This window comes from Acidovorax cavernicola (genome assembly GCF_003581445.1).
In genome coordinates this window covers 40,986-62,382 of sequence record NZ_QXMN01000026.1, presented here as the reverse complement: position 1 = coordinate 62,382, position 21,397 = coordinate 40,986, and the positions used below count along the sequence as shown (strand labels likewise).

The 21,397-nt window shown below is 68.7% G+C and carries 18 protein-coding genes; 12 read left to right on the top strand and 6 right to left on the bottom strand.

Annotated elements, in window-relative coordinates; translation table 11 throughout:
• Positions 1 to 9: 9 nt before the first annotated feature.
• Together D3H34_RS19840 and D3H34_RS19835 are read right to left on the bottom strand one after the other, a co-directional pair.
• Positions 10 to 1,062 (bottom strand): homoserine kinase, encoded by a 1,053-nt coding sequence (locus D3H34_RS19840; protein WP_119555958.1) that lies wholly within the window; start codon positions 1,060 to 1,062, stop codon positions 10 to 12.
• A 73-nt stretch (positions 1,063 to 1,135) separates the two neighbouring features.
• Entirely contained in the window at positions 1,136 to 1,510 is a 375-nt protein-coding gene (locus D3H34_RS19835) for a hypothetical protein (RefSeq protein ID WP_119555993.1), read from the bottom strand.
• A 97-nt stretch (positions 1,511 to 1,607) separates the two neighbouring features.
• On the opposite strand from D3H34_RS19835, the gene polA reads away from it, so the two are divergent.
• The 7 genes from polA (at position 1,608) to D3H34_RS19800 (ending at position 12,219) form a co-directional block, all read left to right on the top strand.
• A complete protein-coding gene (polA, locus tag D3H34_RS19830) occupies positions 1,608 to 4,424 on the top strand; it encodes a DNA polymerase I (protein ID WP_119555957.1) in 2,817 nt (938 codons plus the stop codon).
• Positions 4,421 to 5,659, top strand: a complete 1,239-nt coding sequence (locus D3H34_RS19825) for a DUF1566 domain-containing protein (protein WP_167481242.1) — start codon at positions 4,421 to 4,423, stop codon at positions 5,657 to 5,659. The genes polA and D3H34_RS19825 overlap by 4 nt, the downstream gene beginning before the upstream one ends.
• A gap of 65 nt (positions 5,660 to 5,724) precedes the next feature.
• Positions 5,725 to 7,014, top strand: a complete 1,290-nt coding sequence (locus D3H34_RS19820) for a M20/M25/M40 family metallo-hydrolase (RefSeq protein ID WP_119555955.1) — start codon at positions 5,725 to 5,727, stop codon at positions 7,012 to 7,014.
• 22 nt (positions 7,015 to 7,036) lie between these two features.
• Positions 7,037 to 7,939, top strand: coding sequence for a LysR family transcriptional regulator (locus D3H34_RS19815; protein ID WP_119555954.1), 903 nt, complete (start codon positions 7,037 to 7,039; stop codon positions 7,937 to 7,939).
• A 41-nt stretch (positions 7,940 to 7,980) separates the two neighbouring features.
• Positions 7,981 to 8,340, top strand: a complete 360-nt coding sequence (locus D3H34_RS19810; protein WP_119555953.1) for a hypothetical protein — start codon at positions 7,981 to 7,983, stop codon at positions 8,338 to 8,340.
• A 118-nt stretch (positions 8,341 to 8,458) separates the two neighbouring features.
• Positions 8,459 to 10,624, top strand: coding sequence for a TonB-dependent receptor (locus D3H34_RS19805; RefSeq protein WP_119555952.1), 2,166 nt, complete (start codon positions 8,459 to 8,461; stop codon positions 10,622 to 10,624).
• A gap of 17 nt (positions 10,625 to 10,641) precedes the next feature.
• A complete protein-coding gene (locus D3H34_RS19800) occupies positions 10,642 to 12,219 on the top strand; it encodes a PepSY domain-containing protein (RefSeq protein WP_119555951.1) in 1,578 nt (525 codons plus the stop codon).
• Here D3H34_RS19800 and D3H34_RS19795 read toward each other — a convergent pair.
• A complete protein-coding gene (locus D3H34_RS19795) occupies positions 12,149 to 13,387 on the bottom strand; it encodes a D-amino acid dehydrogenase (protein WP_119555950.1) in 1,239 nt (412 codons plus the stop codon). The two genes, D3H34_RS19800 and D3H34_RS19795, sit on opposite strands and share 71 nt — an antisense overlap.
• Before the next feature lie 185 nt (positions 13,388 to 13,572).
• Here D3H34_RS19795 and D3H34_RS19790 point away from each other — a divergent pair, with 185 nt between their 5' ends.
• From D3H34_RS19790 to D3H34_RS19770, 5 genes are all read left to right on the top strand, one after another.
• Positions 13,573 to 14,463 (top strand): transporter substrate-binding domain-containing protein, encoded by an 891-nt coding sequence (locus D3H34_RS19790; RefSeq protein WP_119555949.1) that lies wholly within the window; start codon positions 13,573 to 13,575, stop codon positions 14,461 to 14,463.
• Positions 14,464 to 14,575: 112 nt separating this feature from the next.
• Positions 14,576 to 15,313, top strand: coding sequence for an aspartate/glutamate racemase family protein (locus tag D3H34_RS19785; RefSeq protein WP_119555948.1), 738 nt, complete (start codon positions 14,576 to 14,578; stop codon positions 15,311 to 15,313).
• A 126-nt stretch (positions 15,314 to 15,439) separates the two neighbouring features.
• Positions 15,440 to 16,339, top strand: a complete 900-nt coding sequence (locus D3H34_RS19780) for a dienelactone hydrolase family protein (protein ID WP_119555947.1) — start codon at positions 15,440 to 15,442, stop codon at positions 16,337 to 16,339.
• A 123-nt stretch (positions 16,340 to 16,462) separates the two neighbouring features.
• The gene (locus D3H34_RS19775) at positions 16,463 to 17,386 is read left to right on the top strand and encodes a ZIP family metal transporter (protein ID WP_119555946.1); all 924 of its coding nucleotides are present in this window, start codon (positions 16,463 to 16,465) and stop codon (positions 17,384 to 17,386) included.
• A 134-nt stretch (positions 17,387 to 17,520) separates the two neighbouring features.
• Entirely contained in the window at positions 17,521 to 17,739 is a 219-nt protein-coding gene (locus tag D3H34_RS19770; protein WP_119555945.1) for a hypothetical protein, read from the top strand.
• 117 nt (positions 17,740 to 17,856) lie between these two features.
• Here the strand turns inward: D3H34_RS19770 and D3H34_RS19765 are convergent, their stop codons facing one another.
• Genes D3H34_RS19765 through D3H34_RS19755 form a run of 3 tightly spaced genes read right to left on the bottom strand, consistent with a single transcriptional unit; the run spans position 17,857 to position 21,390 of the window.
• A complete protein-coding gene (locus tag D3H34_RS19765; protein WP_119555944.1) occupies positions 17,857 to 19,320 on the bottom strand; it encodes an N-acyl-D-amino-acid deacylase family protein in 1,464 nt (487 codons plus the stop codon).
• A gap of 13 nt (positions 19,321 to 19,333) precedes the next feature.
• Positions 19,334 to 20,353: an ABC transporter ATP-binding protein gene (locus tag D3H34_RS19760; RefSeq protein ID WP_119555943.1), complete on the bottom strand. Its 1,020-nt coding sequence runs from the start codon at positions 20,351 to 20,353 to the stop codon at positions 19,334 to 19,336.
• Positions 20,350 to 21,390, bottom strand: a complete 1,041-nt coding sequence (locus D3H34_RS19755) for an ABC transporter ATP-binding protein (protein ID WP_119555942.1) — start codon at positions 21,388 to 21,390, stop codon at positions 20,350 to 20,352. Before D3H34_RS19755 ends, D3H34_RS19760 begins: the two co-directional genes overlap by 4 nt.
• Between the last annotated feature and the right edge of the window lie 7 nt (positions 21,391 to 21,397).

Below are 21,397 nucleotides of genomic sequence, written 5' to 3'. Positions count from 1 at the left end.
TGCAGAAGGTCAGGCGGCCGCCATCACCGGCTCGAGGACGTGGGCGATGGCGTGCGGATGGGTGGCGCGCTCGCGCAGCACGCGCTCGAAGTGCGTCGGGTCGTGGGGCTTGAGCATGCTGGCCTCGCGCGGCAGGTGGAAGTCCCACAGGCGCGAGATCCAGAAGCGCAGCGCGGCGGCGCGCAGCATCGCGGGCAGCAGGGCGCGCTCGGAAGCATTCAACGCGCGCACGCCTTCATAGGCGACGAGCAGGGCGTCGGCGCGGGCGGCGTCATGCCGGCCGCTGGGCAGGTCGATGGCCCAGTCGTTCAGGCACACGGCCAGGTCGAACAGCCAGGTGTCGGTGCCGGCGAAGTAGAAATCGAACACGCCGGTGAGGCGTGGCGGCGCATCGGCGTCGCCGTCGGTCGCGAACATCACGTTGTCGCGGAACATGTCGGCATGCACGGGGCCGCGCGGCAGCGCCGCATAGGCCGACGATTCGGCGACGTGGTTCTGGTAGGCCAGCTCGGCGCGCAGCAGCGCGGATTGCGCCTCGTCCACGTAGGGCAGCACCACGGGAGCGGTTTCGTTCCACCAGGGCAGGCCGCGCAGGTTCGGCTGGATGCGCGGGTAGTCGCGCCCGGCCAGGTGCATGCGCGCCAGCGTGGCGCCCAGTTCGGCGCAATGGGCGGCCGTGGGGGCCAGCTCGCTGCGGCCCGAGAGTTTCTGCACCAGCGCCGCCGGCTTGCCGGCCACGCTGTGCAGCAGCTCGCAGGGCGCCTGCGCGGGGATCGACAGCGCATGGCCGGTCGGCGGCGCAACGGCCGGATCGGCCACGGGAGCGGGCACCGGCAGGCCGGCACCGGCCAGGTGCTTCATCAGGCAAAGGTAGTACGGCAGCTGCTCGGCGCTCAGGCGCTCGAACAGCGTCAGCACGAACTCGCCCGACTCGGTGGTGGCGAAGTAGTTGGTGTTCTCGATGCCGCCCTCGATGCCGCGCAGTTCGCGCAGGGCGCCCATGCCAAGGCGCTGGACGAGCGCGTCTGCCTCGCCGAACTGGACTTCGGTAAAAACTGCCATGGGGATGCTCAGCGCCGGGCGGCGACTGCGGGAGAGAAGAGGGTGGCCGGGAAGGAGAACGACGAGGTCACGGTCAGAACTTCAGCACGTTCCAGACACGCGGGCCGTTGCCGCCGCTGTTCGCGTCGCCGCTCGTGCCGGGGCGGGCGCTGCCGCCGTCGTTGGGCAGCACTTCGTAGCCGGGCATGTTCGACTTGGGCTTGACGTTGATGCTCTGCGTGCGGCCGCCATAGCGCACCTCGTCGACCGAGGCGCCGCTGTCTTCCGTATGGATGTGCTCGACCTTCTGGTTGCGCCGGCCGTCGGCCTGCTCCTGATTTTGTAGCGATTCCGCCGGTGCCGGCTGGGCGGCGGGCGCGGCCGGCGCCTGCGCAAGGGCGGCAAAGGGGGTGGCGAAAGCCAGCGCCAGCAGGATGCGGCGGGCGACCAGGAGTGGGGAGCTAGGCATGCGCGGATTGTAGGCGCGCACCCGCTGACGGCGTGTCGGCCGCCAGCCGACCCTTTCGTCGTTCCGGACGCCGCTCCGGGCACGGCAAAATGCCCCGATGACCGACAAGAAAACGCTGCTGCTCGTCGATGGCTCGAGCTACCTGTACCGGGCCTTCCACGCGATGCCCGATCTGCGCGCCGTGCCCGGCGACCCGAAGAGCCCGGCGACCGGGGCGATCCGGGGCATGATCAACATGATGACCGCGCTGCGCCGCGAGGTGCGCGCCGACTACGCGGCCTGCATCTTCGACGCCCCCGGCAAGACCTTCCGCGACGACTGGTACCCCGAGTACAAGGCCAACCGCTCGCCGATGCCCGACGACCTGCGCAGCCAGATCGACCCCATCCATGAAGTGGTCAAGCTGCTCGGCTGGCCGGTGCTCACGGTGCCCGACGTCGAGGCCGACGACGTGATCGGCACGCTGGCCAAGGTGGCGGCAGCGCAGGGCGTCGAAGTGATCGTGTCCAGCGGCGACAAGGACCTGAGCCAGCTGGTCGACGAGCACATCACCATCATCGACACGATGAACGGCAAGAAGCGCGACATCGCCGGCGTGACGGCCGAGTTCGGCGTGCCGCCCAGCCTCATGGTCGACTACCAGACGCTCATCGGCGACACCGTCGACAACGTGCCCGGCGTGCCGAAGGTCGGCCCCAAGACGGCCGCGAAATGGCTGCTCGAATACGGCTCGCTCGATGCGCTGGTCGAACGCGCGGCTGAGGTGAAGGGCGCCGCCGGCGAAAACCTGCGCCAGGCGCTCGACAAGCTGCCGCTGAGCAGGCGCCTCGTCACCATCCGCACCGACTGCGATCTGAACGGTCATGTCGAAGGCCTGCCGTCGCTCGAAGGCCTGCCCGTCGGCGCGCCGCAGACGGCCGAGCTGAAGCCCTTCTACGAGAAGTTCGGTTTCAAGAGCCTGGTCAAGTCGCTCGAAGCCCAAGAGGTGCCACCCGAGCTGATCGAAGAGAACGCCAAAAAGAAGACCGCCTCCAAGGTCGACCGCGACCAGGGCGGCCTGTTCGACGAGCCTTCCGAACTCGACGCGCAGGAGGCGGCCGCGCCCGCGAGCAACCTCGCCTACGACACGATCATGGAATGGTCGCAGTTCGACGCCTGGCTTGCGAAGCTCGAGGCCGCCGAACTCACGGCCATCGACACCGAGACCACCTCGCTCGACGAGATGGTCGCGCAGATCGTGGGCATCAGCTTCAGCGTCACGCCGGGCGAGGCTGCGTACATCCCGCTGACCCACAACTACCCGGACGCCCCCGCGCAGCTGCCGATCGACGAGGTGCTCGCCAAGCTGAAGCCCTGGCTCGAGAACGACGCGAAGAAGAAGCTCGGCCAGCACATCAAGTACGACCGCCACGTGTTCGCCAACCACGGCATCGAGGTGCAGGGCTACGCGCACGACACCATGCTGCAAAGCTACGTGCTCGAAGTGCACAAGCCGCACGGCCTGTCGAGCCTGGCCGAGCGCCATTTGGGACGCAGCGGCATCTCGTACGAAGACCTGTGCGGCAAGGGTGCGCACCAGATCCCGTTCAGCCAGGTCGACATCGCCAAGGCCGCCGAGTATTCGTGCGAGGACAGCGACCAGACGCTCGACGTGCACCGCACGCTGTGGCCCCAGCTGGAGAAGAACGAGCAGTTGCGTTTCATCTACCAGCTCGAAATGGATTCGAGCGAGGCGCTGTACCGCATCGAGCGCAACGGCGTGCTCATCGATGCGCCCACGCTCGCCGCGCAGAGCCACGACCTCGGCACGCGCATCATGGCGCTGGAGCAGGAGGCCTACGACATCGCGGGCCAGCCCTTCAACCTCGGTTCGCCCAAGCAGATCGGCGAGATCTTCTTCACCAAGCTGGGCCTGCCCATCGTCAAGAAGACGCCGAGCGGCGCGCCCAGCACCGACGAAGAGGTGCTGGAGAAACTGGCGGAAGACTACCCGCTGCCCGCCAAGATCCTGGAGCACCGCGGCCTCTCGAAGCTCAAGGGCACCTACACCGACAAGCTCGGCCAATTGGCCAACCCGCGCACCGGTCGCGTGCACACGCACTACGCGCAGGCCGTGGCCGTCACGGGCCGCCTGAGCAGCAACGACCCCAACCTGCAGAACATCCCGATCCGCACGCCCGAAGGCCGCCGCGTGCGCGAAGCCTTCGTGGCACCGGCGGGCAGCGTGATCGCCAGCGCCGACTACTCGCAGATCGAACTGCGCATCATGGCCCACATCAGCGGCGACGCATCGCTGCTGCGCGCCTTCACCGACGGCGTCGACGTGCACCGCGCCACGGCCGCCGAAGTGTTCGGCTCCACGCCCGACCAGGTGTCGAGCGAGCAGCGTCGCTACGCCAAGGTCATCAACTTCGGCCTCATTTACGGCATGAGCAGCTTCGGGCTGGCGAAGAACCTGGGCATCGAGACCAAGGCCGCGGCTTCGTACATCGAACGCTACTTCGCGCGCTACCCGGGCGTGAAGGCCTACATGGACGAGACCAAGGCGCTCGCCAAGGAGCAGGGCTATGTCGAGACCGTGTTCGGCCGGCGCCTGTACCTGCCCGAGATCAACTCGCCCAACGGTCCGCGCCGCGGCGGCGCCGAGCGCGCGGCCATCAACGCGCCGATGCAGGGCACGGCGGCCGACCTCATCAAGCTCAGCATGGTCAAGGTGCAGAACGTGCTCGACGCCGAGAAGCGCGGCACCCGAATGATCATGCAGGTGCATGACGAACTGGTGTTCGAAGTGCCCGAGGCCGAGGTCGAATGGGTGCGCACCGAAATCCCGCGCCTGATGGCCGGCGTGGCGGCGCTCAAGGTGCCGCTGCTCGCCGAGATCGGCGTCGGTCCCAACTGGGACAAGGCGCATTGAGCCTGGCGCGGGTCCTCGCCACGGCAGGTGCCCTGGCCGCATTGGTCACTGCGCCTGCCGTGGCCGGTGAGATGGCGAAGGTGCCGCCGACCGGCGTGCAGACCTGCCTGACCCTGGACCCGAAGCTGGACGGCTGGCCGACGCCCCAGGCCTGCGCGGACACCGGACCGCTGACCCTGATCCCCAAGCAGGACGGCATGCCAGGCACGGCCCGCCCCCACTACGAGGCCGTGGCCGGCTACCCCTTGACCTCGTGCGTGCGCGACCGGGCCTCGGGCCTGGTCTGGGAGGGCAAGCCCGACAGCGGCAAGCTGCACTGGATGATGACCACCTTCGGTCCGCAGGGCACCGGCACGCTGCTCAGCACCTACGGTCTGCAGCATGAGCCGGCGCCGGGCAGCCGGGCCAACACCGACGCCTATTCCTACTACGGCGATGCCCGACCGGGCGACGCGATGGCCTACGTGGCGCAGGTCAACGCGATGCGCCTGTGCGGCTACGCCGATTGGCGCCTGCCCACGGTGGCCGAGCTGCATGGCCTGGTCGACCTGGGCGGGAAGACGAACCCCGACCTGCAGCTCGGGCTGCCGCTGGCCCGACACGTGATCGTCGATGTGCGCTGGTTTCCGAACACGGTGCCGGGGAACTACCTGACCTCGGAGCCCGACGACCAGAGCCGCATCTGGTGCGTGAATTTCATTACGGGCTTTGTGTACAGCTGCAACCGCAGGATGGAGCGCAAGCCGCAGCCGCTGTTCATCCGTCTGGTGCGGGGCGCGGAGCCGCCGGAGACCGGCCGCTGGCACGAAGCACCCGATGAGCGCGGCGTGCCCGGCGGTGTGGTCGAGGACCGCCATACCGGCCTGGCATGGCGCCGCTGCGAAGAGCCGCAGGTGTGGAACGGCAAGCGCTGCACCGGGACGGCCCGGGGCTACAACCAGGTGCAGGCCTTGCTGCTGGCGAGCCGGCAGCAGGGCTGGCGCCTGCCCACCATCAAGGAGGTGAACAGCCTGCCCGAGCGCTGGTTCAAGAAGCTGGACATCCCCGCCGCCGACTTTCCGGCATCGGGCGCGCAGCTGCTGCGCGCGGGCTATCGCTCTTCCAGCGTCTGCGGCGGCAGCCCCGCAAGCTCGACCGCCCGCGCAGCGCTCGGCGGCTGGGTGCTGGGCGGCGGCGGTGACATATATTGCGAGGCTTGGCCCGCGCGCCTCGGGGTCCGGCTCGTGCGCGAGTGAGCGCCCGCGGGCCGCTGCGTCCCGTATCCGACAACCCCGCCCACACACCCTCAGGAGACCACGACATGCTTTTCCACCCCTCCCGCACGCTTGTTCGCGCACTGCTGCCGATGCTGCTGGCCGGTGCCGCCGCGGCAGCGCCCGACCAGCGCATCGCCGAGCTGGCCGCTGCGCAGAAGCAACCGCTGCTCGACACGCTGAAGGAGCTGGTCTCCATCGAATCGGGCAGCCGCGACATCGAAGGTCTGGAGAAGATTTCCGACCTCATCGCCGCCAAGTTCAAGGCGCTGGGCGGCGAGGTCGAGCTGATCGACCCGAGCGCCGGGGCCTACCGCATGGAAGACACGCCCGAGAAAATCGGCCGCGTGGTGCGCGCCACCTTCAAGGGCACGGGCACGAAGAAGATCATGCTCATCGCGCACATGGACACGGTCTACACCGTCGGCATGCTCAACAAGCAACCGTTCCGCATCGACGGCGACAAGGCCTATGGCCTGGGCATCGCCGACGACAAGCAGGGCGTGGCCGTCATCACGCACCTCGTGGCCATGCTGCAGGCGCTGAAGTTCAAGGACTACGGCACGCTCACCGTGCTGATCAACGGCGACGAGGAAATCAGCTCTCCGGGTTCGCGCGCGCTGCTCACCAAGCTGGGCGGAGAGCACGATGCCGTGCTGTCGTTCGAGGGCGCATCGATCAAGGACGACAAGCTCTCGCTGGCCACTGCGGGCATCGCCTCGGTCATGCTGAACGTCTCGGGCAAGGCCTCGCATGCGGGCTCGGCGCCCGAGCTGGGCGTGAACGCGCTGTACGAGCTGTCGCATCAAATTTTGCAGATGCGCGATCTGTCCGACCCGGCCACGGGCCTGAAGATGAACTGGACCATCTCCAAGTCAGGCACCAACCGCAACGTGATCCCGGCCAGCGCCACGGCGGGCGCCGACGTGCGCGTGCTCAAGGTGGCCGACTACGACCGCATCGAGCAGCAGGTCAACGAGCGCGTGAAGAAGCAGCTGGTGCCCGATGCCAAGGTCGAGCTGAAGTTCGAGCGCCGCCGTCCGCCGCTGGAAGCCACCGACGCCTCGCGCGCGCTGGCCAAGCATGCGCAGGCGATCTACAAGGATGAGCTGGGCCGCCCGCTGGGCGCGGACGACAAGGCGGCCGGTGGTGGCACCGACGCGGCATTCGCCTCGCTCAAGACGAAGGCTCCGGTCATCGAGCGCTTCGGCCTGCAGGGCTTCGGCGCGCACACGGCGGATGCGGAGTACGTGCTGATCGATTCCATCGAGCCTCGCCTGTACCTGGGTGTGCGCATGGTGATGGACATCGCCACCGGCAAGACCACCGTCCGCTGAGCGTCACCCACCACTGTCGGCCATGCGGCTGCGCCACATCGAGGTCTTCAACGCGATCATGCTCGCGGGCAGCGTGAGCGCGGCTGCGCGGCTGATCAACATCACGCAGCCGGCCGTGAGCCGCACGCTGCAGCACGCCGAGCTGCAGCTGGGCTTTCCGCTGTTCCAGCGCGCCAAGGGGCGGCTCACGCCGACCATCGAGGCGCTCACGCTGTATCCGCACATCGAGCGGCTCTTCGCGCAGCTCGACGAGGTGCAGCGCCTGGCGGCGAACCTGCGCGCGGGCAACGACACCGGCGAGCTGCGCATCCTCAGCGTGCTCGCGCTGAGCTACGAAATCCTGCCGCGCGCGCTCAAGGCTTTCCGCGAGATGCATCCGGGCTATGCGATCACGGTCGAGTCGCTGCACTCACCGCAGATCATGTCGGCGCTGCTGCTGCAGGAAGCCGACGTGGGCTTTGCTTTCAGCCCCGCCGTGCATCCTTCGCTCACGCAGGAAACTCTGGCCGACAGCCGCATGGTGTGCGTCGCGCCCAAGGGCATGCTGCCGCGCGCGCTGGTGCGCAATGGCTCGGTGGCGCTGCACGACCTCATCGACCGCCCGGTGATCGGCCTCGACGGCCGCGACCCGGTCGGCACCAGCCTGAGCCAGGCCTGCCGGCAGGCCGGCGTGGGCTTCCAGCAGGCCGTGGTCACGGTGCAGACCTACCACGCGGCCCTGGCCATGGCGCATCACGGGCTGGGCGTGGCGCTGGTCGACGGCTGCACGGCGCGTTCGGCCGATCGCACCAAGGTCGACGTGCTGACGCTGGAGCCGCACATTCCGGTGCCGGTGCGCGCGCTGCGCTTCGCGGGCCGGCCCGATTCGGTCGCAGTGCGCGGCATCACGCGCTGCATGCGCGAGGCCATCGAGCAGACCGCCTGAAAAAGATGCGGGGCATTCGCCTCGCGCCATAATCCGCGCCCATGCACGCCCTTCGAACCTTCTGCGCAATGCACCGTCTGGTGCTGGCGTGGTTCATGGCGTCGTTGCTGGTTGCGGGCGCCTCGCCGCTCGTGAACCCGCAGGCGATGGAGCTGGTGTGCTCCGCCGCGGGCACCGTCAAGCTCATCGTGCAGGGCGACGACGGTGCCACCGAAGTCGGCATGGCGGCGATGGATTGCCCGCTGTGCATGGTCTCCGGCCCGCCGCCCGCCGCCGTGCAGGTGACGCTGCCCACGCCGCTGCCGCTGGGCCGCGCGCTGCAATCGATTCCCGCTGCCCGCCTCGCGGCAGCCACGGCCTCGCCGCTGCCGGCGCGCGGGCCGCCCACGCATCTCTCCTGAACCCCGTCCTTCCTGCACCTGACGCCGCCTGAACGGGCTGCGCGGTGCGTTCCCGGTCGTTGTGCGGCCGGCGTTGCGCTTCAACGTTTCTCGCAAGCGCCGCCGCAAGAGAGATGCCATGCCTACCCTTTCCCGTGCCCCCGCCCTGGGGTTGCTTGCCTTGTTCGGTGCTGCCCATCTGCCTGTTCAAGCCCAGACTGCCATGTCTTCGTTGCCCCTGATCGAGGTGGCCGACGACGCCCCGCGCCCCAACGGACGGATCGATCTCGACACGCCCGCCGACACCGCGAGCCGCCTGGGCCTGACGCCGCGCGAGACGCCCGCGTCCGTCACGGTGGTGAACCGTTCGGTGCTCGATGCGCGCGGCGCGCAGAACACGCAAGAGGCGCTGCGCGCCGTGCCCGGTGTGACCGCGCACGATGCGCCCGGCAACGTCGGCGTGAGCTACCGAGGCTTCGGCAGCGGATCGATCGCGCAGCTGTTCAACGGCATCAACCTGCAGTATTCGATCGCGGCCCGTCCGGTGGACAGCTGGATCTACGACCGCGTCGAGGCCATCGGCGGCCCGTCGAGCTTCCTGTTCGGCTCGGGCGCGCTGGGCGGTTCGATCAACTACATCACCAAGACCCCCGAGCGCAGCGACTTCGCCGAGGCGCAGCTGCGGCTCGGCACCCAGAACCTGAAGGAAGCCTCCTTCGGCCTGAACCGCCGCATCGCCGGTGACGGCGGCGCGGGCAGCCACTACGCGCGCATCGACGTGAACCACCGCGATGCCAACGGCTGGACCGACGGCACGAAGAACAAGTCGACGCAGCTCGCGGCCTCGCTGCTGTCGGACTTCGGCGGTGGCGTGAAGCACACGCTGGCCTACGAGTACCAGGACGAAGACGTCACACGGCCCTACTGGGGCACGCCCGTGCTGAACCCGGCGGGCGGCGAGATGCGCATCGACCGCGGGACCCGCTTCAAGAACTACAACAGTGCCGATGGCCTCTACGCGCAGCGCGTGCAGTGGCTGCGCTCGGTCACGGAATGGCAAGCCAGCGATGCGTTGCAGTTCAGGAACACCTTCTATGCCTACGACGCGCTGCGCGACTACCGCAACGTCGAGAACTACCGCTACAACGCACGCAACACGGCGGTCATCCGCTCGGGCGCCTTGCTGCAGCGGCACGACCAGGACGTGTGGGGCAACCGCATCGAAGGCATCTACAGGGGACAGATCGGCGGGCTGAAGAGCGACTGGTCTTTCGGGCTGGACTTCAGCGTGAACCGGCAGACGCGCTTTCCCAACAGCCTGTCCGGCACCGTGAGCACGGTGAACCCGTACGTTTTCGCCACCGAGCGCTTCTTCGACGTGCCGGGCATGACGCCGGGCTTCCGGCCCGACCGCAACAACAAGGTGCGGACCACCGCGCTGTACCTGGAGAACCGCACCGCGCTGCAGCCGTCGCTGCGCCTTGTGACGGCGCTGCGTCACGAACGCATCGATCTCGACCTGGTCAACCGCCGCACCGTGGATGCGTCGAACCCGGCCACCTTCCATCGCGGCTACCAACCCACCACCGGCCGTATCGGCCTGGTGTGGGACTTCGCGCCCGGCGCCAACCTCTACGCGCAGTACGCCACGGCGGCCGATCCGCCGTCGGGCGTGCTGTCGACCGCGTCGTTCGCCGACGTGCGCAACAACAGCGAGCTCACCACCGGCCAGCAGGTCGAGGTCGGCACCAAGCTCGACTTCTGGCAGGGCAAGGGCACGGCGACGCTCGCGGCCTACAGCATCCGGCGCAAGAACATCGCGACGCAGGACCCGGTCAACAGCGCGCTCACGGTGCTGGTCGGCGAGCAATCGTCCAAGGGCGTGGAGCTGGCGCTCGGGCTGCAGCCCACGCCGCAGTGGTCGCTGCAGGGCAACCTCACGTATGTCGATGCGCGCTATGAGCAGTTCCGGCAGGGCGGTGTGTCGCTCGCGGGCCGCACGCCGACCAACACGCCGGCGGTGGTCGCGAACCTGTGGGTGTCGTACGCCTTCACGCCGCGCCTGCAGGCCACGGCGGGTGTGCGGCATGTCGGCAAGGTGTACGCCGATGCCGCCAACACGATGCACTGGCCCGGCTACACGCTGCTCGATCTCGGGCTGAGCTGGCAGGTGAACCGGACGGTGACAGTGGTGGGCCGCATCCGCAATGCGACCGATCGCGTGTATGCCGCGAACGTCGGCGCCGGCTTCGCCTACCTCGGCGCACCGCGCACGGCGGATGTGTCGTTGCGCGTGAGCTTCTGAACCGGGAGAGCACCGCCATGCATGCCAAGCGCTGGTTGTTCCTGATTCATCGCTGGCTCGGCGTGGTCGTCTGCGCCTTCTTCGCGATGTGGTTCGTCTCGGGCGTGGTGATGATGTACGTGGGCTACCCGAAGCTCACCGAGGCCGAGCGATTGCAGCACCTGCCGCCGCTCGATGCTTCGGTGTCGTTGCTGGGCCCGCGGCAGGCGCTCGAAGCGGCCGGCATCGCGGGGCCGTTGCAGGACCTGCGGCTGGCTGTGGCCAGCGGCGGGCAGGCGGTGTACCTCGCGGTGCCGGCGCGCGCGGCAGAACCTGGTGCGCGCCGTTCGCCGCCGGGGCGCGGCGTGGTCGTCGTCGATGCACAGACCGGCGCGGTGCTGCGCGAGGTCGACCGTACCCGCGCACTCCTGAGCGCGCAGACCTATGCGGGCGAGGGCGTGGTGCTCGCGTACCGGGGCACCATCGACGAAGACGCCTTCACCCATTCGCGCGGGCTCGATGCGCACCGCCCGCTGCATGTGGTCGACCTGTCCGATGCGCCATCCACGCGGCTGTACATCTCGGGCCGCACCGGCGAGGTGGTGCGCGACGCGCCGCGCGCCGAGCGGCTGTGGAACTACGCCGGCGCCTGGATCCACTGGCTGTACCCGCTGCGCGGCACGGGCCTGGACCGCTACTGGGCCGACATCGTCAACTGGCTGTCGATCGTCGGCATCGCCGTCACGCTCACGGGCACGGTGGTGGGCGTGATGCGCTGGCGCTTCCGGCGCACCTACAAGAGCGGCTCGCACTCGCCGTACCAGGGCACGATGATGCGCTGGCATCACATCAGCGGGCTGCTGTTCGCGCTCATCACGCTGACGTGGATCTTCAGCGGGTTGATGTCGATGAACCCCTGGCGCGTGTTCGACAGCGGTGCGCCGGCATTGCGCACCGAAGCGATGCAGGGCGGGCCGCTGGTCGTTGACGCGGGCGATGCAGCGCCCGCCACATTGCTGGCATCCACGCGCGGCGACATCCGCGAACTGCGCTGGGTGCGCGCGGCAGGGCAGACGCTGGTGCTCGCCAGCACCGCGAGCGGTCGGCCCTTGGTGCGCGACGCGGCCAGCGCCCAGCCGCACCAGATCGACCCCGCGACGCTGCGCACCGTCGTCGCGCAACTGCTGCCCGACCCCGTGGCACGCATCGACGTGCTGACCGCCTACGACAGCCACTACTACACGCGCGAGGCGCACACCATGACCGGCGGCAGCGAGAAGCCGTTGCCCGTCTGGCGCGTGGTGTTCGCCGACACGCACGCCACGTGGGTCCACGTCGATCCGCAGACCGGCGCGGTGTTGGGCCGCAGCGACCGCACGCGCCGGCTGAGCCGCTGGCTGTTCGCGATGCTGCACAGCTGGGACTGGCTGCCGCTGCTCGAACACCGTCCGCTGTGGGATGTGCTGCTGATCGCGCTGAGTGCGGGCGGTGCGTTGCTGAGCCTGACGGGCGTGGTGATCGGCTGGCGGCGCCTGGGCCGCAAGCTCAGGAGCGCAGCGGGGCCGCAGCGTCCAGCGCCTGCGCGATCCGCTGCGCCGAGCCGAAGGCCAGCGTGAAACCCAGCGCGCCGTGGCCGGTGTTGAACAGCATGTTCGACGGCGCATGCGGCAGCCGCCCGATGATCGGCAGGCCCTTCGGCGTGGCGGGGCGCATGCCGGTCCAGGGGTGCAGTTCGGCCAGGCGGCTCGCGTGCGGGAACACCGCGCGCGTGGCATCGGCCAGCGTCTCGATGCGTGTGGCCGGAATGCTCGCGTCGTGTCCCACGAGTTCGGCCATGCCCGCCACGCGCAGGCGCGAACCGATGCGCGCGAAGACCACCTTGCGCGCGCTGTCCGTCACGTTCACGCGCGGTGCCGCGCCGGGCGCGGGGTCGACGTCGACCGTGATGCTGTAGCCCTTGAGCGGGTACACCGGCAGGTAGGCGCCGAGCGCGCGGCCGAGCTTGTGCGAGGCCGAGCCCAGCGCCATCACGAAGGCATCGGCTTCGATGTCGCCTTCGCTCGTCTGCACCGCCGCGATGCGTCCCTTGTGTCCTTCACTGCGCGCGAAGCCGTGCACGTCGGCGCCGAGCACAAAACGCACGCCGCGCGCGCTCAAGGCGCGCATCAGTTCCGCGCACACCTTGAGGCAGTCGGCCGCGCACTCGCTCGGCGTGTGGACCGCGCCCGCCATCTGGCCGCGGTAGTCCGCAAGCGCGGGCTCGATGGCCACGCACTCGTCGGGCGTGACGATGCGCTGCTCGCTGCCCATGCGGCGCTGCAGTTCGACCTGCGCGCGCGCACCGGCCAGCGAGGCCTCGCTGGCGTAGAGCACCAGCTTGCCGGTGGCGGAGAAATCGCAGTCGGGCGCGATGTCGGCCTGCATGGCCTCGAAGCCGGTGCGGCTCGCGGCTGCCAGCGCCAGCAGCTGCGCGGTGGTGTCGCGTGAGGTCTCGGCGTTGCAGGCGCCGAGGAAGCCCAGGCCCCAGCGCCATTGCAGCGGGTCGAGCTGCGGGCGCAGCTTCAGCGGCGAGGTGGGGGAGAACAGCAGCTTGGGCAGCTGCTTCCAGATCGACGGATCGGCCAGCGGCTGCACGTACGAGTAGCTGAGCTGCGCGCCGTTGCCGCCGCTGGCGCCCGCGCCGGGCGTCGCGCGGTCGATCACCGTGACCTGGTGGCCCTGGCGTTCGAGTTGCCAGGCGGTCGCCAGGCCCACGATGCCGGCGCCGAGCACGCACACATGCATGGAGGCAACTTTCGGAAGTGAAGAAGACAGCGTGCGACTGTAGAGGGCGCCCGCATCGGCCGGAAATGCCAAAAGAACCCAGCCCATAACCTTTGGGCATGACCCCGGGGTTAATTGGAATTGTCCCGATGTGTCACTCCTTCTTACACTGGTTGTCTGTTCAATCCAACCGAATGAAGGCTCGAATGAAACTCTCCGTTTTGATGGCTTCCCTGGCAGCTGCGGTTCTCTTCACGGCACCGGCCGCGCAAGCCGCCGACACGCTCGCCAAGATCGCCGAGTCCGGCAAGATCACGCTCGCCTACCGCGAGTCGTCGGTGCCCTTCAGCTACCTGGACGGCCCGAACAAGCCGATCGGGTTCTCGGTGGAACTCTCCAACGCCGTGGTCGAAGCGGTGAAGAAGAAGTTGAACAAGCCCAACCTGCAGGTCGCACTGATGGCGGTCACCTCGCAGAACCGCATCCCGCTGATCACCAACGGCACGGTCGACCTGGAGTGCGGCTCCACCACCAACAACACCGCACGCGGCAAGGACGTGGCCTTCGCGGTCAATCACTTCTACACGGGCACGCGCCTGCTGACGAAGAAGTCTTCGAAGATCAAGGACTACGCCGACCTCGCGAAGAAGACCGTGGCCAGCACCACCGGCACGACCAACGCGCTGGTCATGCGCAAGTACAACGCCGAGAAGAACCTCGGCATGGACATCGTGCTCGGCAAGGACCACGCCGACGCGTTCCTGCTGGTCGAGAACGACCGCGCCGTGGCCTTCGCCATGGACGACATCCTGCTGTTCGGCCTGATCGCCAACTCGAAGAACCCGGCCGACTACGAAGTGGTGGGCGAGTCGCTGCAGGTCGAGCCCTATGCCTGCATGCTGCCCAAGGACGACCCGGCCTTCAAGAAGCTGGTGGACGACACCTTCACCGCCATGATGAAGAGCGGCGAGTTCGAGAAGCTCTACACCAAGTGGTTCATGCAGCCGATCCCGCCGAAGAACGTGCCGCTGAATCTGCCGATGAGCGACCAGCTCAAAGAGAACCTGAAAGCCTTCAGCGACAAACCAGCAACTTGAGTTCGCCCCCAGGCTGCGCGCACTTCGTGTCGCTACGCCAATCCCCTACCGGGGGCAATACCGGCGGCCCGGCAAAGCCGGTTCCGCGGTATTCCTGAAACAGAGAAAGATCATGGTCTCGACAAACGTAGTTGGCATCTTGGGGGGCATGGGCCCCGCGGCGGGCGCCGACTTCGTCCGGCTCTTCGTGCAGGCCTGCGCGCAGCAGATGCGCGCGCGCGGCGAGCCGGTGCGCGACCAGTCCTTTCCCGAACACTGGCTCGCGCAGGTGCCGGTGCCCGACCGCACCGGCGCGCTGGCCTCGGCCGAGCAGGGCGCGCACCAGCCGCTGGAGCCCATGCTGCAGGCGCTGGGCCGGCTGGCCGCACTCGGCAGCCGCGCCGTGGCCATCGCCTGCAACACGGCGCATGCGTGGCATGGGAGCCTGCAGGCGCGCTTTCCGCAGGTCGAGCTGCTGCATATGGCGCGAGAAACCGCACAGCAACTGGCCGCGCAGGGCGCCACCGAGGTGGCGCTGATGGCCACCGAAGGCACCTACCGCGTGCGGCTGTATGAAGAGGCGCTGGCCGAGGCGGGCCTGGGCTGCCACGTACCGCTGGCCGACGAGCGCCAGACCATCATGCGTGGCATCTTCGAGGGCGTGAAGGCCGGCAACCTGCCGCTGGCCGAACGCTGCTTCTCCGAGGTCGCGCTGCGGCTGGCAGAGCGCCACGGCCCGGTCACGATCATCATGGGCTGCACCGAGGTGCCGTTGGGCTTGCAGGGCTCGGCCGCGGTGGCAGGGCTGCGCCTGGTCGACCCGGCCCAGGTGCTGGCCGAAGCGCTGGCGCGGCGGGCCTACGGCGCCTGACGGCAGCCGGAGATACCCGGCCGCTTTACCGCCCGGTCACACGGCCCGGCTCGATTTCGCCTACATTGCTGCGTGCGTTTTTCTACGCGCCACCCCCTTGTCAGACGATTCAACCGGAGCCTTCGCATGACCTCCTTCGACGACAACCGTTCCGAATTCGATTCGCTTCGCCCCGGCGACAGCACCGAGCAGGGGGCCACGCGCCGCACCGCGCTCAAGGCCGCCATCGGTGTGGGCTACGCCGCCGCCGTGCTGCCGGTGGCCGCGCAGACGGCCATTGCCACCCCGGCCGACGGCCTGAAGGCCGGTCCGATCAAGTACACCGTCAACGGCTTCGAGGTGCCCGGCTACGCCGCTGCACCGGCCGGCAAGACCGGGCTGCCGGTGGTGCTGGTGATCCAGGAGATCTTCGGCGTGCACGAGTACATCGCCGACACCTGCCGCCGCTTCGCCAAGCTCGGCTACCTGGCCATCGCACCCGAGCTGTACGCGCGCCAGGGCGATCCGCGCGGTTACACCGACATCCCCAAGCTGCAGGCCGACATCGTCACCAAGGTGCCCGACGCGCAGGTCATGGCCGACTTGGACGGCGCCCTGGCCTATGCCAAGGCCAACGGCGGCGACACCAGCAAGGCCGGCATCACCGGCTTCTGCTGGGGCGGGCGCATCGTGTGGCTCTATGCCGCCACCGGCAAGGTCAAGGCCGGCGTGGCCTGGTACGGCCGGCTGGTCGGGCAGGCGAGCGAATTGCAGCCGAAACACCCCGTCGACATCGCCGCCAGCCTGCAAGCGCCGGTGCTCGGCCTGTACGGCGGAAAAGATCAAGGAATCCCCCTTGACACGGTTGATAAGATGAAAGCTGCTCTGGCCACTGGAACCCCGGCGGCCAAGGCATCGAGCTTCGTCGTGTACCCCGAAGCAGGCCACGCGTTCCACGCCGACTACCGTCCCAGCTACGTCAAGAGCGCCGCGGACGACGGCTGGCAGCGTGCCACGGCCTGGTTCAAAGCCAATGGAGTCGCCTGACCGCGTCGGCGCCCCGTAGCCACCCTCCGCCGAAGGCCGTCCGACGTGACGGCCTTTCTCTTTTTATGATCGGAACACGGCCCGGAAATGGTTTCAGTGGCCGTTCCTCTTGCGCAAGCAGCTATGAATTTGATAGTGATTCTCGTGGCGACCCTGGTCGCCGGCATCGGAAGCGTCTGGCTCGCGGCCCTGCTGCTGCGCGTGGGCGTGCGCAGCGGAGGGGGCGGCGTGAACCCGCAGCACCTGCTGAGCCTGGCGGCCGGCGCACTGCTGGCTACTGCCTTCATGCACCTGCTGCCCGAGGCCTTCGAAAGCCGCATCGAACCGGCGCTGCTGTTCGCGGTGCTGCTGTTCGGGCTGGTGTTCTTCTTCCTGCTCGACAAGGCCGAGCTGTGGCACCACGGGCATGAACACCACCATGGCGATGCCGCCCCGGCGAAAGAGGGCGCGCACGATCACCACGGCCACGACCATCACGGCCATTCGCACGCCCACGGCCACGCCCACAACCACAACCACGTCCCCACCACAGGCGGTGGCGGCTGGGCCGTGCTCACCGGCGACAGCGTGCACTGCTTCGGCGACGGCATCCTGATCGCCTCGGCCTTCGTCGCCGACATCCGCCTGGGCCTGGTGGCCGCGCTGGCCGTGCTCGCGCACGAGGTGCCGCACCACATCGGCGACCTCGTCGTGCTGCGCCAGAGCTCGGCCAATTCGCGTGCGGCGCTGGTCAAGGTGTCGCTGGCCGGCACGATGACCATGCTCGGCGGCATCGCGGGCTGGTGGCTGGTCGACCAGCTGCATGGCTGGCTGCCGTACTTCCTGGTGCTGGCGGGCAGCAGCTTCGTCTACGTGGCGTTGGCCGACCTGATTCCGCAACTGCAAAAGCGCCTGCCCGCGCGCCAGACCGCGGCGCAGATCGCGTGGTTGGCGGCCGGCATCCTGCTGGTCACGCTGGTGAGCCGGCTCGCGCACGGCGAACACGGGCACGACCACGGCCACGACGACCCGGGCCACGGCGAGCACGGCCACGTCCACAAGGATTGAAGACGCGCGAGGCCGGCCTTGCGCGCGCGGCGCGACACTTTCCGACACATCGATGCGGCGCATCGGATGAACCGCAACGGCCAAAACAGGCGCACCATAGAGGGCCGTTCACCCATCTGCCGAGGAATTCGATCATGACGCCCCAAGCCGATGCCACCGCGCGCTCCGCCTCGTCGTCCGAAGACGACGAAGAGGACAACACGCCTGCCGACGACTTCGACGAACTCGAAGCCGATGCGTCCGACGACCTGTCGGACGAAACGGGCATCGACCTCACCGATGCCAGCGAACTCGATGCCGACAACGTGCCGGCCGACGAAGAGTTCGATCGCGTGATGAACGCGCCGGATTAGGCGCACCCCCAGGCTTCGCGCACTTCGTGTCGCTACTCCTTCCCCCTTGCAGGGGGCGATACCTACGGCCCGGCGAAGCCGGTTCCGTGGTATCTCTGGAAGGGGACCGGGGCCGGGTCAGCTCGCTTGCGCATCTCGGCGCACGATGACCTGGCCGTTGCGCGCACCGCTGTGCACGCCGTGGCGCCACGTGAGGGCGCCGTTCACGATCACGGCATCGATGCCTTCCGCAGGCTGCGTCGGCGTGTCGTAGTTCGCGGTGTCGCGCACCGTCGCGGCATTGAAGACCACCACGTCGGCGTGATGACCGATCTTGAGTGCGCCGCGTTCGTGCAGGCCGAAATTGCGTGCCGTGAGCCCGGTCATCTTCCACACGGCCGTCTCCAGCGGGAACAGTCCCACGTCGCGGCTGTAGTGCCCCAGCACGCGCGGGAAGGTGCCCCACAGGCGCGGATGCGGCTTGTCGCCCAGCGGGATGCCGTCGGAGCCGATCATGGTCTCGTCGAACGCGAGGATGCGCTGCACGTCGTCTTCGTCCATCATGAAATAGATGGCGCTGCCGGGCGACAGGCGCTGGGCCGCCTCTTCGCCCGACACGCCCCATTCGGCCGCGATGTCCTTCAGGTCGCGACCCGCGCATTCGGGGTGCGGCACGCTGGAGGCGATGAGCACGCGGCCGTCCATCATCCCGCGGTCGGTGCGGATCATGGTGGAGCCTGCGGTATACGGATAGCAATCGAGCCCGATGCACTGGTGCTTCATTGCTTCCTGGATGAAGGGCAGCGTGACCTTGCTCTTGCCGAAGTTCTGCGTGTTCTGCACCTTGTGGTGCGACACGACCACCGGGATGTCGAGCGCGCGGCCGATGTGGAAGGTTTCTTCCAGCGGCTCCATCACGCGGTCGCTCTCGTCGCGCATGTGGGTCACGTACAGCGCCTTGCGCGACGTGAGCGGGCGGCCGACCTCGATGATCTCTTCGGTCGTCGCCTTCACGGCCGGCGGGTAGAAGGTGCCGGTGGACAGGCCGATCGCGCCGGCCTGCATCGCTTCTTCGACCAGCGCCTGCATGGCGGCGATCTCGCTGTCGTTGGCGGGGCGGTCGAGGTCGGACATGGTCACGGCGCGCAGGGTCGAGTGGCCGACCATGGCCGCCACGTTCACCGACGAGGGCGTGGCGCGCAGCGCGTCGAGGTAGGCGGCGAAGCTCGTGAAGCGGCCTTCGGCGGGCGACTCGAGCAGGCTCAGCGGCATCGGCAGGTCCATGTCGTGGCGCAGCGGCGCGGCGCTGATGCCGCAGTTGCCCGCCACCACCGTGGTCACGCCCTGCGACACCTTGAACGGCATCTGCGCATGCGACAGCACGGCCTGGTCGTCGTGCGTGTGCGAGTCGATGAAGCCCGGCGCGACGATGCGGCCGGTGGCGTCGAGCTTTTGGTCGGCCGTGTGGCCGACGAGTTTGCCGATGGCGGCGATGCGCCCGCCGACGATGCCGATGTCGGCGTCGAAGCGCGGGGCCTTGGTGCCGTCGATCACGGTGCCGCCGTGGATCAGCAGGTCGTAGTGGGGTGTCTTGTCGGTCATGGAGGCAGTGCTTTCAACGGAAGTGGCAGGCAACCCAGTGGCTGGACGCGCCGCTGTGGGAGGACGAAGGGCGTTCGCTCAGCTCGGGTGTCTTCTCCTTGCACACGGCTTGCGCCATCGGGCAGCGCGTGTGAAAGCGGCAGCCCGACGGCGGATTGGCCGGGCTCGGCGGATCGCCCTGCAGCAGCAGGCGCTTCGCAGGCGTGCGCGGGTTGGGCACCGGCACGGCCGACAGCAGGATCTCGGTGTACGGATGCCGGGGCGCCGAGAACAGCGTGTCGCGGTCGGCGATCTCCACGATGTGGCCGAGGTACATCACGGCCACACGGTGGCTGATGTGGCGCACCACCGCGAGGTCGTGTGCGACGAAGAGGTAGGCAATGCCGAACTCGGCCTGCAGGTCCATCAGCAGGTTGACCACCTGCGCCTGCACCGACACGTCGAGCGCCGACACCGGTTCGTCGCAGACGATCAGCTTGGGGTTCAGCGCCAGTGCGCGCGCGATGCCCAGGCGCTGGCGCTGGCCACCGGAGAACTCGTGCGGAAACTTCTTCGCCGCCTCGGGCCGCAGGCCGACGCGCGAGAACAGCCACTGCACGCGCTCGCGCCGCTCGGCCACCGACACGTCGCCGAAATTGCGCAGCGGCTCGGCCACGATGTCGCCGGCCGTGAGGCGCGGGTTCAGCGAGGCATACGGGTCCTGGAAGATGATCTGCAGGTCGCGCCGGCGCTGGCGCATCGCATGGGCCGGCAGGGTCAGCAGTTCTTCGCCGTCGAGTCGCACCGAGCCCGAGGTGGGCTCGACCAGCCGCATCACCGACTTGGCCGTGGTGGTCTTGCCGCAGCCCGACTCGCCGACCAGCGACAGCGTCTCGCCGTGCCCGACGTTGAACGACACGCCGTCGACCGCCTGGATCGCCGGCTTGGTCGGGCGCAGCCAGCGGCGCGGCGCGATGTAGTGCTTGCGCAGTTCGCGCACCTGCAGCAGCGGCGCCTTGGCGGCGGGTGGGGTTGTCGTCGTTGTTGTCGTCATGCGCTCACCTCGGCGGTCTCGGTACGCTCTGCCCACTGTTCCTGCACTGCGAAGCAAGCGACCACGTGGCCTTCGCCCTGCGTGGACAGCGGCGGTGTCTCGCGGCGGCAGCGTTCGCGTGCCTGCGCGCAACGTGCAGCGAATGCGCAGCCGCGACCCAGCTCGTGCGCGGCGGGCACCATGCCCGGGATCTCGTGCAGCCGCGTGCTCGACGTGCTCATCGCAGGCATCGAGGCCATCAGCGCGCGGGTGTAGGGGTGCAGAGGGCGGTCGAACAGGTCGACCACGTCGGCCTCCTCGACCTTCTTGCCCGCGTACATGACCACGACGCGGTCGCAGCTCTCGGCCACCACGCCCAGGTCGTGCGTGATCATCACCACGCCCATGCCCAGCTCTTTCTGCAGGCGCTTGATGAGGTCGAGGATCTGCGCCTGGATGGTCACGTCGAGCGCGGTGGTGGGCTCGTCGGCAATCAGCACCTCGGGGTTGCAGGCCAGGGCCAGCGCGATCATCACGCGCTGGCGCATGCCGCCCGAGAGCTGGTGCGGGTATTCGTTCACGCGCCGCTCGGGCTCCGGAATCTGCACCAGCCGCAGCATCTCGACCGCGCGCTGCAGCGCTTCGGCGCGGCTGGCCTTCTGGTGCAGCTGCACCGTCTCGGCGATCTGCCGGCCCACGGTGAGCACCGGGTTCAGCGAGGTCATCGGCTCCTGGAAGATCATCGAGATGCGGTTGCCGCGGATCTGCCGCATCTCGCGCTCGCTCAGCTGCATCAGGTCGGTGCCGCGCAGGCGCACCGCACCCATGTGGCGACCGGGCGGCGTGGGCAGCAGCCGCAGGATGGACAGCGCGGTCACGCTCTTGCCACAGCCCGATTCGCCGACCACGCCGAGCGTGCGGCCCGCGCGCACGGTATACGACACGCCGTCGACCGAGCGCACCGTGCCCGCGAGCGTGCTGAAGTAGGTGCGCAGGTTGTCGACTTCGAGCAGCGGCTCGCCGGGGGCGAGCGTGGCCTGGGACATCTGGATCGTCATGGCGCGC

Coding starts and splice junctions, on each gene's coding strand:
- D3H34_RS19840 (WP_119555958.1), bottom strand. CDS start 1,062: ATGGCAGTTTTTACCGAAGTCCAGTTCGGCGAGGCAGACGCGCTCGTC.
- D3H34_RS19835 (WP_119555993.1), bottom strand. CDS start 1,510: ATGCCTAGCTCCCCACTCCTGGTCGCCCGCCGCATCCTGCTGGCGCTG.
- polA (WP_119555957.1), top strand. CDS start 1,608: ATGACCGACAAGAAAACGCTGCTGCTCGTCGATGGCTCGAGCTACCTG.
- D3H34_RS19820 (WP_119555955.1), top strand. CDS start 5,725: ATGCTTTTCCACCCCTCCCGCACGCTTGTTCGCGCACTGCTGCCGATG.
- D3H34_RS19815 (WP_119555954.1), top strand. CDS start 7,037: ATGCGGCTGCGCCACATCGAGGTCTTCAACGCGATCATGCTCGCGGGC.
- D3H34_RS19810 (WP_119555953.1), top strand. CDS start 7,981: ATGCACGCCCTTCGAACCTTCTGCGCAATGCACCGTCTGGTGCTGGCG.
- D3H34_RS19805 (WP_119555952.1), top strand. CDS start 8,459: ATGCCTACCCTTTCCCGTGCCCCCGCCCTGGGGTTGCTTGCCTTGTTC.
- D3H34_RS19800 (WP_119555951.1), top strand. CDS start 10,642: ATGCATGCCAAGCGCTGGTTGTTCCTGATTCATCGCTGGCTCGGCGTG.
- D3H34_RS19795 (WP_119555950.1), bottom strand. CDS start 13,387: ATGCATGTGTGCGTGCTCGGCGCCGGCATCGTGGGCCTGGCGACCGCC.
- D3H34_RS19790 (WP_119555949.1), top strand. CDS start 13,573: ATGAAACTCTCCGTTTTGATGGCTTCCCTGGCAGCTGCGGTTCTCTTC.
- D3H34_RS19785 (WP_119555948.1), top strand. CDS start 14,576: ATGGTCTCGACAAACGTAGTTGGCATCTTGGGGGGCATGGGCCCCGCG.
- D3H34_RS19780 (WP_119555947.1), top strand. CDS start 15,440: ATGACCTCCTTCGACGACAACCGTTCCGAATTCGATTCGCTTCGCCCC.
- D3H34_RS19775 (WP_119555946.1), top strand. CDS start 16,463: ATGAATTTGATAGTGATTCTCGTGGCGACCCTGGTCGCCGGCATCGGA.
- D3H34_RS19770 (WP_119555945.1), top strand. CDS start 17,521: ATGACGCCCCAAGCCGATGCCACCGCGCGCTCCGCCTCGTCGTCCGAA.
- D3H34_RS19765 (WP_119555944.1), bottom strand. CDS start 19,320: ATGACCGACAAGACACCCCACTACGACCTGCTGATCCACGGCGGCACC.
- D3H34_RS19760 (WP_119555943.1), bottom strand. CDS start 20,353: ATGACGACAACAACGACGACAACCCCACCCGCCGCCAAGGCGCCGCTG.
- D3H34_RS19755 (WP_119555942.1), bottom strand. CDS start 21,390: ATGACGATCCAGATGTCCCAGGCCACGCTCGCCCCCGGCGAGCCGCTG.